Here is a 15,114-nt window from a genome sequence, read left to right as displayed (position 1 = left end):
CTCGCTTCGCGGGCTTGGATCGGGGGCATCAGTAAGTCACATCCTGACTGCGACGGCGCACCACGGTGACCTCGTCGCGCTGGTTGCCGGTCGGTCCCAGGTAGTTGAAGGCGAACGCGTGCTGCCCATAGCCACCGGCGAGGTGGCTGGGCTTGATACGCACGCGGGTCAGCGCGTTGTGGTTGCCGCCGCGCTTGTTGTTGGTTTCGGTGCGGGGTGTGTCGATCGTGCGCTCCTGCACGTGGTAGACGAACACCACGCCGTCGGGCATCCGGTGCGAGACGATGGCCCGGCACACGTAGATGCCGTTGGCGTTGACGGCCTCGACCCAATCATTGTCGCGGACTTTGAGTTTGGCCGCGTCGCCGGGGCTCATCCACATCGTCGGCCCGCCACGGGACAACGACAGCATGTAGAGGTTGTCCTGGTAGGTGGAGTGGAACGACCACTTCGAGTGGGGCGTCAAATACCGCACGGTGAGGCCGATCCCGCCGGTACCGTCCGGGGTGGGGCCCAGCGCCGGCTGGCCGAACAGACGCGTCATGTCCAGCGGCGGACGGAAAACCGGCAGGTGCTCACCGAGTTCCTCCACCCAGTCGTGGGCCAAGTAGAAATGCATTCGCCCGGTCAGCGTGTGGAACGGCTTCAGGTTTTCGATGTTGATGGTGAACGGCGCGTAGCGGCGCCCGCCGGTTTCGCTGCCCGACCATTCCGGGCTGGTGATCACCGGAACCGGACGCGCCTGGGTGTCTGCATAGCTGATGCGCCGCTCTTCGCTGCCCTCGGCCAGGTGCGCCAGCCGTTGGCCCGTTCGCTTCTCCAGCTCGCGAAAGCCCTCGACGGCGAGCCGGCCGTTGGTCGTCCCGGACAACAGCAGCAGCACGTCCGCCATCCGCTCGGCGGTGGTGATCGCCGGACGACCCTCTGCCACACCGGAATTCATCACACCGAATTTGGCGGACAGTTCCTCGACTTCCCGGAAGGGGTGCACCGTCACGCCCTTGGTGGTCAGCCCGAATGTCTCGATTAGCGGACCCAGGGTCTGCCACTTGTCGTATACGGCGCCGTAGTCGCGCTCCACCACGGTCAGCCTGGCCATCGTCCGCCCCGGTACCGGCGTCGCGCCGGTGCGCAGCCAGTCGTCCTCGGTTCCGTCGGGATACGCCATCGCCTCGGGCGTGTCGTGCTCCAGCGCGGTGAGCACCACATCGTTGCGGGTGCCCAGATGCCGCTTGGCCATGGCACTGAAGGCACGCGCGATGGCTCCGAAAGCGTCGAAGTCCGAACGGGTTTCCCACGGCGGGTCGGTTGCGGCGCTGAAGGCGTGCACGTACGGGTGCATGTCGGTGCTGGAGATGTCGGCCTTCTCGTACCAGGTCGCCGCCGGCAGCACGACATCCGACACCAATGTCGTCGAGGTCATCCGGAAATCGATCGACATCATCAGGTCGAGCTTGCCCTCCGGGATGTCCCCCTCGCATACCACGTCGGCGGGCGGTATCCCGTCGACCGGTGGCTCGGCCTGGATATTGGCGTCGGTTCCCAACAGATGGCGCAGGAAGTATTCGCCGCCCTTGCCCGACGATCCGATCAGGTTGGCGCGCCAAACCGTAAGCACCCGTGGCCAGTTGACCGGGTTGTCGGGATCGGTGACGGAGAGCTTCAGTTTGCGCTCGCGAAGCTGCTCGGCGACGTAGTCGGCGACCTCGCGACCGGCGTCACGCGCCTCGTCGGCGACGTCCAAGCTCGACCGGTCGAACTGGGGATAGAACGGACTCCAGCCCATCGCCGTCGCCGAGGCCAGCAGATCCATCGTGTGCTTGCCCGTGAATCGGCCGCGGCCCAGGGGGCTGGCCAACTTGTCGGCCCCATAGCCGTCGTAGCGCCACTGGTCGGTGTGCGCATACCAGTAGGAGGCACCCGGCACCTGCCGCGGCGGGCGCACCCAGTCCGTGGCCATCGCCATCGTCTGAAACCCGGTGAGCGGACGCACCTTTTCCTGGCCGACGTAGTGGGCCCAGCCACCGCCGTTGCGCCCCATCGATCCGGTCAGCATCAACAGCGCGAGCACCGCCCGGTAGATGACGTCACCGTGGAACCACTGACAGATCCCGCTGCCCATGATGATCATGGACCGGCCACCGGATTCCTCTGCGCTGCGGGCGAATTCCTTGGCGACGCGGATGGCCTGCGCGGCCGACACGCCGGTGATCGCCTCTTGCCAGGCGGGGGTGTTCTGCTGGGTCGGGTCGTCGTAGCCGGTGGGCCATTCGCCGGGCAGTCCCGGCCGCGCCACCCCGTACTGGGCGAGCATCAGGTCGAAGACGGTGCACACCAGGTGCTTGCCGACACGGCGCACCGGGACACCGCGCGCCACGGTGGCGCCTTCGCCGTTGACCGTGTCGAAGCTGGCCAGGTGTACCAGCGCGGTGTCGCGATCGCCGTTGGCGCCGTGCCCGTTTCGCACGCTGAGCGCCGGCGTCAGGCCACCGAGATCGAGGTTCCACTTCCCGACGCCGTCCTCGCCGTAGCGGAATCCCAGTGAGCCGTGGGGAATCACCACCGAGTCGGTGGCCGCGTCCAACACCGCCGGCTTGAGCGCCGCGTTCTCGGAGTGCTTGATGGCCTCGCCCAGGTCCGCCGCCGTGAGGTTCTTTCCCGGCACCAGCATCTCACCGCGCTCTTCCAGCTTGATCAGGAACGGCAGGTCGGTGTAACGGCGCGCGAAGTCGGCGAAGAACGGAACCTCCTTCTGCACATAGCATTCCGAGAGGATGACGTGACCCATCGCCATGGCCAGCGCCCCGTCGGTGCCGGCCGCGCACGGCATCCACTCATCGGCGAACTTGGTGTTGTCGGCGTAGTCGGGGCTGACGGTCACCACCTTGGTGCCGCGGTAGCGCGCCTCGGCCATCCAGTGCGCGTCGGGGGTCCGGGTGATCGGCACGTTCGAGCCCCACATCATCAAATACGCTGCGTCCCACCAGTCCCCGGATTCGGGCACGTCGGTCTGATCGCCGAACACCTGCGGCGAGGCCACCGGCAGATCGGCGTACCAGTCGTAGAACGACGTCATGGGAGCGCCGATCAGCTCGAAGAACCGCGAGCCGGCGGCGTAGGACACCATGGACATCGCCGGGATGGGCGAAAAGCCGGCGACCCGGTCGGGGCCGTAGGTCTTGATGGTGTGCACGTGGGCGGCGGCGATCAGCTCGGTGGCCTCGGCCCAGGTGATCCGGACCAATCCCCCCTTGCCGCGGGCGCGTTGATAGCGGCGCCTGCGCTCGGGGTCCGCCTGGATGTCGGCCCACGCCAGCACGGGATCGCCGAGCCGCGCCTTGGCTTCCCGGTACATCTCGACCAGCACGCCCCGCGCGTACGGATAACGCACCCGGGTGGGCGAGTAGCTGTACCAGGAAAACGATGCCCCGCGGGGGCATCCGCGCGGCTCGTATTCCGGACGGTCCGGGCCAACCGAGGGGTAATCGGTTTGCTGTGTCTCCCAGGTGATGATCCCGTCCTTGACGTAGATCTTCCAGGAGCAGGATCCGGTGCAGTTGACGCCGTGGGTGGAGCGCACCACCTTGTCGTGGCTCCACCTGTCGCGATAGAACACGTCGGCCTCGCGGCCGCCCCGACGCGTCACCGTGCGCAGGTCGGCCGAGAACTCGCCGGGCGTGAAGAACCGCCCGCTGCGCTCCAACAACTCCTCGAGCGCTCCACCAACGTGTGGTGTGACAGTCAACAGGTTCCCCTTCTACTCCGTGGTGCCGCGCGTCGTAGCCGGGCCGTTGCTTCGACCCCATCGGTTCATCCGCCCGCGCCAACCCTGATCGGCAACGCCATCGATGTCGGCGGCCCGCGCGCCGGGAGCGATCGAGCACCACCACGGGGCGCGGAACACGGTCCCATCGCCTTCGCCGCGCGCGGCCTGTTAACGAAAAATCCTCTGGTCAACATCGGTTTTCGGACCTAGCGGCGCCCGGCGCGGACGCCGTCCAGACGAATAATCGCTTCCGGCACGCACCTCTAGGTCAAGTCGTTTACTACAAGTTCACGTTGGCGTTATATCTCAAGTTCACCTTCGCGACCTTCTACGGCGCTGAACGTCGGCTGCGGGAAGGCTGTGGACTTGTTATGAGGCCGAGCCGGCCAGCGTCCGCACCAGGTCAGCGACCCAGCCGCGGTCGGCGGGCACCCAGTCGACATCGGGCAACTCGGCGGCCGTCACCCACCGCACCGCCCGGTGGTCCCGCGCATGCGGTTCACCACCGAGTAGTTGCACGCGGTACGCCCGCAACGTCATTCCGTCCAGCGCGATGTCGCCGCCCAAGCGATCGCCCACCGCGACGTCGCCGACCATCAGGCCCAGCTCCTCGGCCAACTCGCGCGCCAGCGCGTCCCGCTCGGTTTCACCCGGCGCGACCTTGCCGCCGGGCAGCTCCCAGCGGCCGGCCAACTCGGGCGGGCGGACGCGCTGCGCCACCAGGACCGTGGCGCGGCGGATGACCGCGCCGGCGACGACGATCTGGGTCGGCATTGCCAGACGGTATACGGTCGGAACATGGCTGTGTTAACGGATGAGCAGGTGGACGCCGCACTGCCCGATCTCAACGGATGGGAGCGTGTCGCCGGTGCGCTGCGCCGGTCGATCAAGTTTCCGAGTTTTCTCGCCGGCATCGACGCGGTGCGCCGGGTGGCCGAGCACGCGGAGAGCAAGGATCATCACCCGGATATCGATATTCGTTGGCGGACAGTGACTTTCGCTCTGGTTACGCATTCCGAAGGTGGTATCACCAAGAATGACGTGTCCATGGCGCACGACATCGACGAGATCGTCGGGAGCTAGTCCTTCGACCGGCCGGTGGCGGCGATCCAGACCAAAGTCGCCACGGCCGCCACGATGTAGACCAGGCCGGCCCAGGCCAGATACCAGGGCCGGCTGATCTGCCAGATGGTCGGCTGAGCGAAGAGCAGCAGCCACGGCAAGCCGATGATGGTGAGCGCCAGCCAGCCCCAGCCGACAATCCGCGCGCCGCGCCGCTCGCGCATCGGCCCGTGAATCGCCCAGACCATCAGCGGCACCAGCCACACCCAGTGGTGGGTCCACGAAATGGGTGACAGCAGCAGCCCGAACAACTCGACCACCAGCAACTTGCCGAGCCGATCGGAAGGGTCCAGCGCCCGCCAGGCCAGGACGGCCAGCACCGCGGTGGCGCCGATGGCGATCAGGACCGGCGGGCCGAAGCCGGCGTCGTGGCCCAGGATCCGGGAGATGCCGCCGCGCCAGGATTGATTGATCGACGTGGCGATGGGCCCCACTCGGTGCGCGTCGCCCAGCAGCTTCGTGAAGTAGTAGCGGGTCTGATCCCCGACCACCAAAGCCGACACAGCGATGGTGGCAAGGAAGACGACGACGGAGAAGGCCGCCGCGGCCCATCGCCGCACACCGACCAGATAGACACCGGCTATCGCGGGCGTCAGCTTGATTCCGGCCGCCACGCCGACCAGCAGGCCCGACAGCCACCACCGTGTCGTCAAGACCGCCCACAGCACCCCGAGCAGCAGCAACACGTTGACCTGTCCATAGTCGAATGTGCTGCGCAGCGGCTCGATCCAGATCGTGATCGCCGTCCACCCCATCGCCAGGCGGCGGCCGTGCGCGCCGGGCGCAACGCCGATCAAGCGCTGACTGATCCGGATCGCCCCGTACAGCGCGGCCATCGCCGCGATCTGCCACGCGAAGGCGACCAGGCCGAACGGCAGCAGGCTCAGCGGGTAGAAGACGACCGCCGCGAAGGGCGGATAGGTGAACGGCAGCGGGAAGTCCGGCGTCTGATCGGCGTAGACGTAGCTGTACAGCGTGCCGGGGTGGTCGATAGCGGCGGCACCGCCCAGGTAGACGTGCAGGTCGACGAAGTTCGCGCCGTGGGGCGACAGATATGTCCAGGCGAGCCGCGCGGCGACGCTGGCGACCAGCAACGCGGGTGCCGCCGCCCGAAGCAGGCTCGCGAACCGCCGGCGCGGGGGTGCGGTTGGCGCGGCCGAGGTGGTGTCTATCAGCACGACTTTAGCGATCGAGGTAGGCCGAAGCGGCACGGCGGACCTCACGACCGCCTGCGGACGCGGTCGCCGGGCGTTCGGTCACCGACGGCACTCGTATCAATAACGATCAAGTAAATGCCACACGTGTCACTTGAGTCCCATCAGTATCAACGTAACTTCGGCGGCGGACCCGTTTTCCACAACCAGGGAGAGTCATGCCAACCATCTGGACTTACATGCGTGCCGCGGCCGTCGTCGTCGGTTCGTCCGCAGCCCTACTCACGGGCGGTATCGCCCACGCCGACCCCGTGCCGGCTCCGGCCGTTCCGAACATTCCGCAGCAGCTGATCGCTTCGGCGGCCAACGCGCCGCAAATCCTGCAGAACCTCGCTACCGCCCTCGGCGCGACCCCGCCGGCCGCGCCGGCCTCTCCCGGCATCACCTTCCCAGGAGTTCCGTCGGCCGCCGCAACGTCACCGGCGACTTCCGCGGCAATCCCCTCGATTCCCGGGCTGGCCCAGGCGCCGACGCCTTCCGCCCCGGCGACCACGCAGGGCCTGCAGGGCCTGATCCCGGGCCTGACGCAGCCGGCACCCGCGGCGCCCGCCGCCCCGGCCACGTCGTCCATTCCCGGACTGCCGGCCATCCCGGGGCTGTCGACGCCGACCGCCCCCGCCACGCCGCCGACCCCGCAGATTCCGCAGGCGAAGGTCGACATGCCGGCGTTCCTGCCCAACCTGCCGGTCAACATGCCCGCGCAGATGACCCTCCCGCAGGACCTGCCGGCGCTGGCCGGGGCCCCGGCCGCTCCGGCCGCACCGGCCGCACCGGCAACCGGGGCCAACCCGGTCGCGCCGCTGCTCGCCGCCCTGCCCTGAGTAGTTAGCCAGACAGCAACGCCAACCCCCCAATGACCGGAGGACACACCGTGGCAACCACTTGGAATCTGTCCAAAGGATTGGCCGCTGTCGTCACGGCATCGGCTGCCGCGTTCGGGTTCTGCCCGAGCGCGGCAGCCGATCCGGCGACACCGCAACCGAACTCGACTCAAGAACTCCCGGGCCTGCCGGCGTTGTCGCAGCTGAGCCCGATCATCCAGCAGGCGGCCACCGATCCCGGGCAGGCGACACAGCTACTCATGGCCGCAGCGCAGGCTTTCAGCCACAACCAGAACGCGCCCACTGAGTCCCGCAACGTGGCCACGTCGGTGAATCAGTTCCTGGCCCAGCCGGGCTCGCCGGCCGCCGAGCCCGGGGTTGCCCTCCCGGACGGCCCGGTGCCACACGTGCCGGCGGCGGGCGTCGAACCGGGCGCCCAGTCACACCTGCCGACCGGCATCGACCCGGCACACGCGGCCGGGCCCGGACCGGTCGCCGCCCCGCCGGCGGCAGGCATCGCACCGGACGCGCAGTCACACCTGCCGACCGGCATCGACCCGGCACACGCGGCCGGGCCCGGGCCGGTCGCCGCTCCGCCGGTTGCGACCCCCTCGGTGGCCGCGCCGCCCGCTTCGGCGCAGGCGCCCGGCACCGTCGCACCCGTAGCGGCGCCCGCACCGCTGCCCCCCGCACCCGCCGAAGCTGCACCGGCCGCCGCACCGGCTCCCGCGCCCGCCGCGGCACCGGCGGCGGCTCCGGGTTTCGGCCCTGACGCTCCGCCCACGCAGGACTTCATGTATCCCTCGATCGGCACCAATTGCCTGGCGGACGGCACCACCGCGATCGCCACCGCGCTCTCGGTGGCGGGGCCGGCGAAGATCCCGACGCCAGGACCGGGCCCCGGGCAGACCGCCTACGTGTTCACCGCCGTCGGCACCCCCGGACCCGCCGAGGTGCAGAAGCTGCCGTTGAACGTCACGTGGGTGAACCTGACCACGGGCAAGTCGGGAACGGTCGCGCTCAAGCCGCGCACCGATATCAATGCCGACGGGCCGACGACGCTGACCGCGATTGCCGACACCGGGTCGGGCAGCATCATGTCGACCATTTTCGGGCAGGTCACCACCAAGGAAAAGCAGTGCCAGTTCATGCCCACGATCGGCTCCACGGTGGTGCCGTAGGGCCAGCACTGTTCCCTGCCCTGAGCGCGCGTGTCCCCCACCGGGGCACGCACGCTCGCGTCAGACGGACAGCTAGTACGCCATGAACAGGATCGCGTCCCGGTCGTACTCGAGGCCCGGATGAACGCTGGCAAGGTGAGCCTGGGTCAGCTCGACCAGCTCGTCCTCATCCTTGCCGACGATGGCTTCCCCGCACGGACACGTCAGGTGTGTCTTCACGTTGCCGCCCTTCCCTTCTGTTCACGCAACTACTTCGCCGCCTTGGCTGCTGCCTTCATCTGCTTCTTGTAGGAACGCACTTCGCCCATCGATTGGGCGTCGACGATGTCGGCGACGGAGATGTGCGTGCCGGCCTTGCCGAACTGCCCGGCCGCCGCGCGCCAGCCTTCGACGGTGACGCCGTACTGCTTGCCCAGCAGCGCCAGGAAGATCTGCGCCTTGACCTCGCCGAAACCGGGTAGCCCCTTGATGCGCCGCAGCAGCTCCGCGCCGTCGGGATCCCCGTCCTTCCACAAGCCGGCGGCATCGCCGTCGTAACGGTCCACGATGATCTGAGCCAGGGTCTGGATACGTTTGGCCATCGATCCCGGAAACCGGTGTATCGCAGGCCTTTCCGAACACAGCGCGGCGAACTTGTCGGGGTCGTACTCGGCGATTTCATGGGCACCGAAGCTGCCCATCCGGTCCGCGATCTTCTTCGGTCCCGCGAAGGCCGTCTCGAAGGGCACCTGCTGATCAAGAACCATCCCGATGAGCAGGGCCAACGGATTCTCGTCCAGCAGCGCGTCGGCCTCAGGATCTTGAGCGAGCCAAAGTTTCACCGTCAACGACCTTCCTTCCGCTGAACACCCTACGACCGACGACCCATGTGTTCGACAGACTACTCACCTGGACAACGGCGACGACCAGCACATAACCACCGCGTTATCGTGACCTGGTGGTGGATGAGGCCCGATTGGCACTGATGCTGGCCCGCGACGAACTGCACGCGCTCGTCACTGCTTATTGCCGGGCCGTCGACCGCGCCGACTATGAAGCGCTGCGCAACCTGTACCACCCCGATGCGACCGACGCGCACGGCTCGTTCTCGACGGGCGGCGTCGAACAGTTCATCGCACAACTACAGGCCGCGGAACCGTACGTGCGTGTCTCCCAACACAACATCACCACAACCAACTTCGTGATCGAGGGCGATACTGCCCGCGGGGAGATCTACTGCCTGGTGTTTCACACCTTCGCGGGTCCCGAACACGACTTAGACGTCATCATCGGCGGCCGGTACCTGGACAAGTACAGCAAACACGACGCCCGCTGGAAGTTCAGTCAACGCACCATCGTGGCGGACTGGGCATACCAAAACGACCCATCCCAGGTGAACTTCGGGCATCCCAGCACCCGGGGAAGCCTGCGCGGCAAACCAGGCCAAGCCGACCCTTCGATCGGCCTATTCACACCGCCCAAAGGCTGAGTGAGGTCGCGCCGAAAGTCGTTGGCGCACAATGAGTGGCGGCCGGTCAGCCGCTCTTGCGGCGGAATTCGCGGCGGTTCTCCAGCGGGCCGTGCGCCCGGGGCTGCTTGCCGCCGGAGTTCTTGTGGTCGGACCCGCCCGACGACTTGGCCATCTTGCGGTCGAGGGCTTCCCGGAACTTGCGCTTGGTGTCGTCGTCCGATTCCGGTGCCTCCGAAGACTTCGATTCAGCCATACGGGCAGCCTAGCCCGGGATCGCCGCAATTGGGCGCCTAGCGCACGCCGGGCGGCATTCCGTACACGTGCGCGATCGGCAGGGTCAGCACCACCCGCCGATCGGTGACCATCGCCCGGCGGTACTCGTCCCAATCCGGGTGTTCCCCGGCGATGTTGCGGTACAAGGCAATCAACGCCTCGACGGTGTCGTCGCCGGGGGCGGCCGCCGGGGGCGTCAGTATCGCCGTGCCTTCGGCCACCGCATACGACCACCCGTCGTCGGCGTCGACCAGGATGGAAGCCCGCGGATCGCGGCGCAGGTTGCGCGTCTTGGCCCGCGGTTCGGTGATCGACACTCGGATGGCCAAGTCGCGCGGGTCGAAGTGGTAGCTCACGTTCGACAGCTGGGGACGCCCGTCGCGTTTGATGGTGGCCAGCACTCCGAGAGAGTTTCCACTGATCACGGCCAGCAGCTTGTCGTCGAAGACTTGGCGTCCCATGCCGAAAGCCTACGTCGCGCGTCCGGCAACCGGTCCCGGTTCGCGTCTTCACGGGCCGGCCTGGTGGAATCGGATGGTGACCACGTACGCGGCGTTCCTGCGCGGCGTCAACGTCGGCGGCGTCAACCTCAAAATGGCCGAGGTGGCGCGCGCATTGACCGACGCGGGATTCACCAACGTGCGCACCATCCTGGCCAGCGGCAACGTCGTGCTGGAGTCATCCGCCGGCGCGGCGGCGGTGCGCAAGAAGGCCGAAGCCACGTTGCGCGAGAGGTTCGGCTACGACGCCTGGGTGCTGGTTTATGACCTCGCAACGGTGCGGGCCATTGTCGCCGCCTACCCGTTCGAGCCCGAGGTCGACGGCTACCAGTCCTACGTCACGTTCGTCGCCGACAACGCGGCGCTCGACGAACTCGCCGCGCTGGGGGAGGGCGCCGGCCCGGACGAGCGCATCGCCCCCGGCGCGGGCGTCATCTATTGGCAGGTGCCCAAGGGCGCCACCCTGGACAGCGCGATCGGCAAGACGATGGGCAAGCCGCGCTACAAGTCCTCGACGACGACCCGCAACCTGCGCACGCTGGCCAAGGTGTTGCGTTAAAACACGGCGCGCCAAGCGCGCTCAGTCGTCCGACACGTTCGTCAGGTAGCGCATCGCGTCGGACTTGGTCAGCCCCAACGCCCGGGCCACCTCGACGTACTCCTTGGCGGCGGCCGCCATCGCGGCGTCGGTCGGGTCGAAGCGGGAGATGAAAGTGCCGAAGCGCCCACGGGTTTCGACGATCGCCGCCGACTCCAGTTCGCGATAGGCACGGGCCACGGTGTTCGCCGCGACGCCCAGCTGACCGGCTAGGTCGCGCACCGTGGGGAGCCGGGTCCCCGGCGGCAGCGCGCCGGCCCGAACGCCGTCGATGACTTGGGTCCTGAGCTGGTCGAACAGCGGCTTGCCCGCCTTCACGTCGACCTTCAGCAAATCCCGCAGCTCCACGTCCTCAGTATGTCCCAAGCACGGCTATCTTTGTGGGATGCGAGTAACGGTGCTGAGCGGCGCGGGAATCTCCGCGGAGAGCGGGGTGCCGACCTTCCGCGACGACAAGAACGGATTGTGGGCCCACTTCGACCCCTACGAGCTCTCCAGCACGCAAGGGTGGCGCGACAACCCCGAGCGGGTCTGGGGATGGTACTTGTGGCGTCACTATCTGGTGGCCGACGTCCAGCCCAACGCGGGGCACCGCGCCATCGCCGCCTGGCAGGACGGTGCCGAGGTCAGCGTCATCACGCAGAATGTCGACGACCTACACGAGCGCGCCGGGAGCCTGCCCGTTCACCACCTGCACGGCAGTCTATTCGAATTCCGTTGCGACCGTTGCGGTATGCCCTACGCCGGCACGCTACCCGAGATGCCCGAACCGATGCTGGAGGTGGAGCCGCCGGTCTGTCAATGCGGCGGGCTGATCCGGCCCGACATCGTGTGGTTCGGTGAACAGTTGCCCGACGCGCCGTGGCAGTCCGCCGTCGAGGCGACCGAGGCCGCCGACGTGATGGTGGTCGTCGGAACCTCGGCGATCGTCTATCCGGCCGCCGGGCTGGCCGAGCTGGCGCTGTCGCGTGGCACGGTCGTCATCGAGGTCAACCCCGAGGTCACACCGCTGTCCAGGAACGCGACGATCAGCATCCGCGAGACGGCCGGCCAGGCGTTGCCCGGGTTGCTGCAGCGGCTGCCGGCCCTGTTGAAATAGCCCCGGGAGCTACGGCCTGCGGGCGCGGCCCAGCAGGAGTTCCGACACCGGCATCGGCGCCCACGCCGGCAGCGTGAACTGCCGCCGGGAAACGTCGACTTCGAATCCGGCGTCGATGATCGAGCGCTCGGTATCCCGGTGGGTGTGGCAGTTGCCGAACAGCCTGGGCCACACCGTCGCGTCGGCGAACCGTTGGAACCGGCCCCGCGCGCCGGCGCTGGCCACGTGCTCGAGATACCGCAACTCCCCACCCGGGCGCAGCGACGAATACAGGCGTCGCAGCACGCCGCCGGGATCGCGCACGGAGCACAACACCAGCGAGCACACCACGGCGTCGAACGGCTCGCCGCCGCTGAACCCTTCCGCCGTCTCGCCCGTCACGACGACGCGGACGGGCACCACGTCGGCCGCGGCTCGGGCCTGGGCCGCCAGCCGCGGCTCGGGCTCCACCGCGACCACCTCGTGAACCGACTCCGGGTAGTGGGGAAAGTTCGTCCCGATGCCGGCACCGACTTCCAGCACCCGCCCCGACAACCCGGCCAGATTCTCCCGGCGAAGGGCCCGTATCGCCTCGGTCTCGTGGGTGGCCACGACGGGCCAGATGCGCGCGAAGAACGGGTTGTCCACCGCCGTTGTCATACAGGTCAACCTTCCGACTCGGATGGGCCAAAGAATAAGGTCTTGCCGACGGATCGATCGGCGGCTTAACCGATGTTGGACACGGGTTCCCTCAGCGGGCCACCATCGAGCGGGACCGGCTCGACGTATTTGGTCTCGTCGGCCCCTCCCTCGCTGATGCCGAACCTATCGTGCAGCCAGGCCATGGGCTTGGGCGCCCACCAATTCCACCGCCCCATCACATGCATGAATGCCGGCACGACAACCATCCGCACCAGGGTGGCATCGGCAAGCACGGCGAGCGTCAGACCGAGGCCGAACATCCGCATGAACGAGACGTGGGCGGCGATCAGCGCGGCGAACGACATGGACATCACCAACGCGGCCGCGGTGATCACCCGGCCCGTGCGGGCGACGCCGAGCGCAACGCTCTCGTCGTTGGCGGCGTCCGCCTGTTTCGGGCTCGGCCGCGCCGGTCGAGCGGCGCCGGACGCGAGCCAGTACTCGCGGATCCGCGAGAGCAGGAAGACCTCGTAGTCCATCGACAACCCGAAGGCGATGCAGAACAGCAGCACCGGCATGTTGGCGACCAGCGTCCCGCTCGACGTGGTTCCGAGCGCGCCCAGATGCCCGTCCTGGAAGATCCACACCAGCGCACCGAACGCCGCGGTCAGCGACAGGATGTTGCAGGCCAGCGCCTTCGCCGGCAGCACCACGCTGCCGGTGAGCAGGAACAGCAGCGCGAAGGTGATGGCGGCCATCAACCCGAGCACCAGCGGAAGTCGGTCCGTGACCGCGTCGACGCTGTCGCGGTTGACCTGGGCGACGCCGCCCATCGCGACGGCTCTGCCCCCCGGCCCGGGCACCTTATGCAACCGCTTGAGTTGGGCGTCGTTCGCCGGGGAGAACAGCGGCGCCGTGCTGCCGACGGTCAGGAACGCGCTGCCGTCGGCCAGCCCGGTGGCTCCGGCCGGCGGTCCCGTCCGGTTCCCGCCGACGAACGTTCCGCCGGGGGCCGACACCGCCGAGACGTCGGGAACCCGCGATAAGTCGGCGGCGTACCGGTCGAGGTCCGCCGGGTTCAGGCCACGCGCGTCGGGAACGACGACCGGAACGGACGTCGCGGAGTCGTGCGCGAAATCGTTGCGCAGTTGGTCACCGACCTGGTGCGACGACGACGACCGCGGCAGCACCCGGTCGTCCGGAAAACCCCACTTCACGCCCATGAACGGAAGCCCGAGCAGGAGCAGCAGCGCGACGACGGTCAGCCCGATCGGGGCCCAGCGCCGCATCACCAACTTGCTCGACCGGTACCAGAACAGCTGCTCGACGGGCCTGTGCACCGGCTCGGGACGCCGGAAGACCCGGCGCATCAGCCGGCGCACGTCCAGCGCGTCCAGCCGGGGGCCCAGCAGCACGATGGCGGCCGGGGTGATCACGATCGAGGCGGTCGCGACGAACGCCACGGTGGCCACGCCGGCATAGGCGAACGACTTGAGGAAGTACATCGGGAACGCCACGGTCGCCGACATGGACAACGCCACGGTGACCGCGGAGAACAACACCGTGCGCCCGGAGGTGGCCATGGTCCGGATCAGCGCCTCTTCTCGGTCGCTGCCCTCGGCCAACTCATCGCGATAGCGGCTGACGATCAGCAGTGTGTAGTCGATGGCCAGCGCCAGGCCCAACGCGGTACTCAGGTTGAGCGCGAAGATCGACACCTCGGTGGTGAACGTGACCAGCCGCAGCACGGTCATCGAACCGACGACGGCTAGCGCGCCCAGCGCCATCGGCAACGCCGCGGCCAGCAGCCCGCCGAACACCCAGATCAGGATCAGAAAGCTCAGCGGCAGCGCGATCATCTCCATCACCAGCAGGTCGGCCTGGTTCTGCGTGTTGATCTGGGCGTACTGCATCGCCGAGCCGCCGGCGCGAACGGTGACGCCGTCACGGTCGTGGATGAATTGGTCCGAGATGGTTTGGGCGTTGCTCTGCGCGAAGTTCTCGCCGCCCTTGAGGTTGACGACGAGCAGACCGGACTTGCCGTCGCGGCTGACCAGGTCGTCTGACGCCCCCGGGGCGTCAGAAAAAGGTCGAGTCCACGGCGACGACACGTTGTAGACCAACGGTGACTTCTGCAACTCGTTGACCAGGTCGGTGCCCACGTTGCGGGCCTGTTCGCTGGTGGTACCCCCCGGAGCTGTGACCAGGATCAGCATCTGCTGACCGCTCTGCCCGAACTTGTTGCTCAGCACGTGGATCGCCTGGGCGGATTCCGAGTCCGGATCCTGGAAACCTCCAGGAGACAGGCTCTTGGCGACGGGGATGCCGAAGACCGCGGCGGCGATGAAGACCAGCACACCTATTGCGATGATGCGGCGCGGCGCCGCAATGGCCACTCGGGCGATCCCCTGCAGCATTTCGAGCCCTTCCGCCGCCGGTGCTGATCGCGCTGGCCGCTGGCGTACCCGC

General features: G+C 68.0%; 16 protein-coding genes. 6 read left to right on the top strand and 10 right to left on the bottom strand.

All coding sequences use genetic code 11. From position 1 onward, the window contains the following. Positions 1 to 28 precede the first annotated feature (28 nt). Both AWC17_RS06235 and AWC17_RS06230 read right to left on the bottom strand, forming a co-directional pair. Complete coding sequence (locus AWC17_RS06235; protein ID WP_046184136.1) at positions 29 to 3,745, bottom strand: nitrate reductase subunit alpha; 3,717 nt, start codon at positions 3,743 to 3,745, stop codon at positions 29 to 31. 390 nt (positions 3,746 to 4,135) lie between these two features. Further along, positions 4,136 to 4,540 (bottom strand): (deoxy)nucleoside triphosphate pyrophosphohydrolase, encoded by a 405-nt coding sequence (locus AWC17_RS06230; RefSeq protein WP_046184135.1) that lies wholly within the window; start codon positions 4,538 to 4,540, stop codon positions 4,136 to 4,138. Between the two features lie 24 nt (positions 4,541 to 4,564). On the opposite strand from AWC17_RS06230, the gene AWC17_RS06225 reads away from it, so the two are divergent. Continuing rightward, a complete protein-coding gene (locus AWC17_RS06225; RefSeq protein ID WP_046184134.1) occupies positions 4,565 to 4,849 on the top strand; it encodes a 4a-hydroxytetrahydrobiopterin dehydratase in 285 nt (94 codons plus the stop codon). Here the strand turns inward: AWC17_RS06225 and AWC17_RS06220 are convergent. Further along, complete coding sequence (locus tag AWC17_RS06220; protein WP_082123031.1) at positions 4,846 to 6,111, bottom strand: mannosyltransferase; 1,266 nt, start codon at positions 6,109 to 6,111, stop codon at positions 4,846 to 4,848. The genes AWC17_RS06225 and AWC17_RS06220 overlap by 4 nt on opposite strands. Before the next feature lie 149 nt (positions 6,112 to 6,260). On the opposite strand from AWC17_RS06220, the gene AWC17_RS06215 reads away from it, so the two are divergent. After that, the gene (locus AWC17_RS06215; protein WP_085164418.1) at positions 6,261 to 6,923 is read left to right on the top strand and encodes a hypothetical protein; all 663 of its coding nucleotides are present in this window, start codon (positions 6,261 to 6,263) and stop codon (positions 6,921 to 6,923) included. Positions 6,924 to 6,973: 50 nt separating this feature from the next. Beyond that, positions 6,974 to 8,104, top strand: a complete 1,131-nt coding sequence (locus tag AWC17_RS06210) for an Rv1157c family protein (protein ID WP_085164424.1) — start codon at positions 6,974 to 6,976, stop codon at positions 8,102 to 8,104. 72 nt (positions 8,105 to 8,176) lie between these two features. Here AWC17_RS06210 and AWC17_RS06205 read toward each other — a convergent pair whose 3' ends face one another. Together AWC17_RS06205 and AWC17_RS06200 are read right to left on the bottom strand one after the other, a co-directional pair. Continuing rightward, positions 8,177 to 8,323 carry a hypothetical protein gene (locus AWC17_RS06205; protein WP_007169078.1) on the bottom strand — a complete coding sequence of 49 codons (147 nt, stop codon included), beginning with the start codon at positions 8,321 to 8,323 and terminating at the stop codon, positions 8,177 to 8,179. A 29-nt stretch (positions 8,324 to 8,352) separates the two neighbouring features. After that, positions 8,353 to 8,925, bottom strand: coding sequence for an HhH-GPD-type base excision DNA repair protein (locus tag AWC17_RS06200; protein WP_046186351.1), 573 nt, complete (start codon positions 8,923 to 8,925; stop codon positions 8,353 to 8,355). Between the two features lie 113 nt (positions 8,926 to 9,038). Here AWC17_RS06200 and AWC17_RS06195 point away from each other — a divergent pair, with 113 nt between their 5' ends. After that, entirely contained in the window at positions 9,039 to 9,572 is a 534-nt protein-coding gene (locus AWC17_RS06195) for a nuclear transport factor 2 family protein (protein ID WP_046186350.1), read from the top strand. 46 nt (positions 9,573 to 9,618) lie between these two features. Here the strand turns inward: AWC17_RS06195 and AWC17_RS06190 are convergent, their stop codons facing one another. Both AWC17_RS06190 and AWC17_RS06185 read right to left on the bottom strand, forming a co-directional pair. Next, a complete protein-coding gene (locus AWC17_RS06190) occupies positions 9,619 to 9,807 on the bottom strand; it encodes a DUF5302 domain-containing protein (RefSeq protein WP_046186349.1) in 189 nt (62 codons plus the stop codon). Between the two features lie 37 nt (positions 9,808 to 9,844). Next, positions 9,845 to 10,288 carry a PPOX class F420-dependent oxidoreductase gene (locus AWC17_RS06185; RefSeq protein ID WP_046186348.1) on the bottom strand — a complete coding sequence of 148 codons (444 nt, stop codon included), beginning with the start codon at positions 10,286 to 10,288 and terminating at the stop codon, positions 9,845 to 9,847. Between the two features lie 76 nt (positions 10,289 to 10,364). Between AWC17_RS06185 and AWC17_RS06180 the strand changes: the two genes are divergently transcribed. Next, on the top strand, positions 10,365 to 10,886 hold the full coding sequence (locus AWC17_RS06180) for a DUF1697 domain-containing protein (protein ID WP_197083500.1): 522 nt from the start codon (positions 10,365 to 10,367) through the stop codon (positions 10,884 to 10,886). 21 nt (positions 10,887 to 10,907) lie between these two features. Here the strand turns inward: AWC17_RS06180 and AWC17_RS06175 are convergent, their stop codons facing one another. After that, a complete protein-coding gene (locus tag AWC17_RS06175) occupies positions 10,908 to 11,273 on the bottom strand; it encodes an Rv1152 family transcriptional regulator (protein WP_046186347.1) in 366 nt (121 codons plus the stop codon). 37 nt (positions 11,274 to 11,310) lie between these two features. Here AWC17_RS06175 and AWC17_RS06170 point away from each other — a divergent pair, with 37 nt between their 5' ends. Then, positions 11,311 to 12,024 (top strand): NAD-dependent deacylase, encoded by a 714-nt coding sequence (locus AWC17_RS06170; protein WP_046186346.1) that lies wholly within the window; start codon positions 11,311 to 11,313, stop codon positions 12,022 to 12,024. Positions 12,025 to 12,033: 9 nt separating this feature from the next. On the opposite strand, the gene AWC17_RS06165 is transcribed toward AWC17_RS06170, so the two are convergent. Both AWC17_RS06165 and AWC17_RS06160 read right to left on the bottom strand, forming a co-directional pair. Continuing rightward, a complete protein-coding gene (locus tag AWC17_RS06165) occupies positions 12,034 to 12,663 on the bottom strand; it encodes a class I SAM-dependent methyltransferase (protein ID WP_046186345.1) in 630 nt (209 codons plus the stop codon). Positions 12,664 to 12,728: 65 nt separating this feature from the next. After that, positions 12,729 to 15,062, bottom strand: a complete 2,334-nt coding sequence (locus tag AWC17_RS06160; RefSeq protein ID WP_085164416.1) for an MMPL family transporter — start codon at positions 15,060 to 15,062, stop codon at positions 12,729 to 12,731. Positions 15,063 to 15,114 lie beyond the last annotated feature (52 nt).

This window comes from Mycobacterium nebraskense (genome assembly GCF_002102255.1).
Lineage (GTDB): Bacteria > Actinomycetota > Actinomycetes > Mycobacteriales > Mycobacteriaceae > Mycobacterium > Mycobacterium nebraskense.
The sequence above is the reverse complement of the archived record's forward strand: the minus strand, read 5'-3'. Positions and strand labels throughout refer to the sequence as shown.

Coding starts and splice junctions, on each gene's coding strand:
- AWC17_RS06225 (WP_046184134.1), top strand. CDS start 4,565: ATGGCTGTGTTAACGGATGAGCAGGTGGACGCCGCACTGCCCGATCTC.
- AWC17_RS06165 (WP_046186345.1), bottom strand. CDS start 12,663: ATGACAACGGCGGTGGACAACCCGTTCTTCGCGCGCATCTGGCCCGTC.
- AWC17_RS06170 (WP_046186346.1), top strand. CDS start 11,311: ATGCGAGTAACGGTGCTGAGCGGCGCGGGAATCTCCGCGGAGAGCGGG.
- AWC17_RS06185 (WP_046186348.1), bottom strand. CDS start 10,288: ATGGGACGCCAAGTCTTCGACGACAAGCTGCTGGCCGTGATCAGTGGA.
- AWC17_RS06230 (WP_046184135.1), bottom strand. CDS start 4,540: ATGCCGACCCAGATCGTCGTCGCCGGCGCGGTCATCCGCCGCGCCACG.
- AWC17_RS06190 (WP_046186349.1), bottom strand. CDS start 9,807: ATGGCTGAATCGAAGTCTTCGGAGGCACCGGAATCGGACGACGACACC.
- AWC17_RS06215 (WP_085164418.1), top strand. CDS start 6,261: ATGCCAACCATCTGGACTTACATGCGTGCCGCGGCCGTCGTCGTCGGT.
- AWC17_RS06160 (WP_085164416.1), bottom strand. CDS start 15,062: ATGCTGCAGGGGATCGCCCGAGTGGCCATTGCGGCGCCGCGCCGCATC.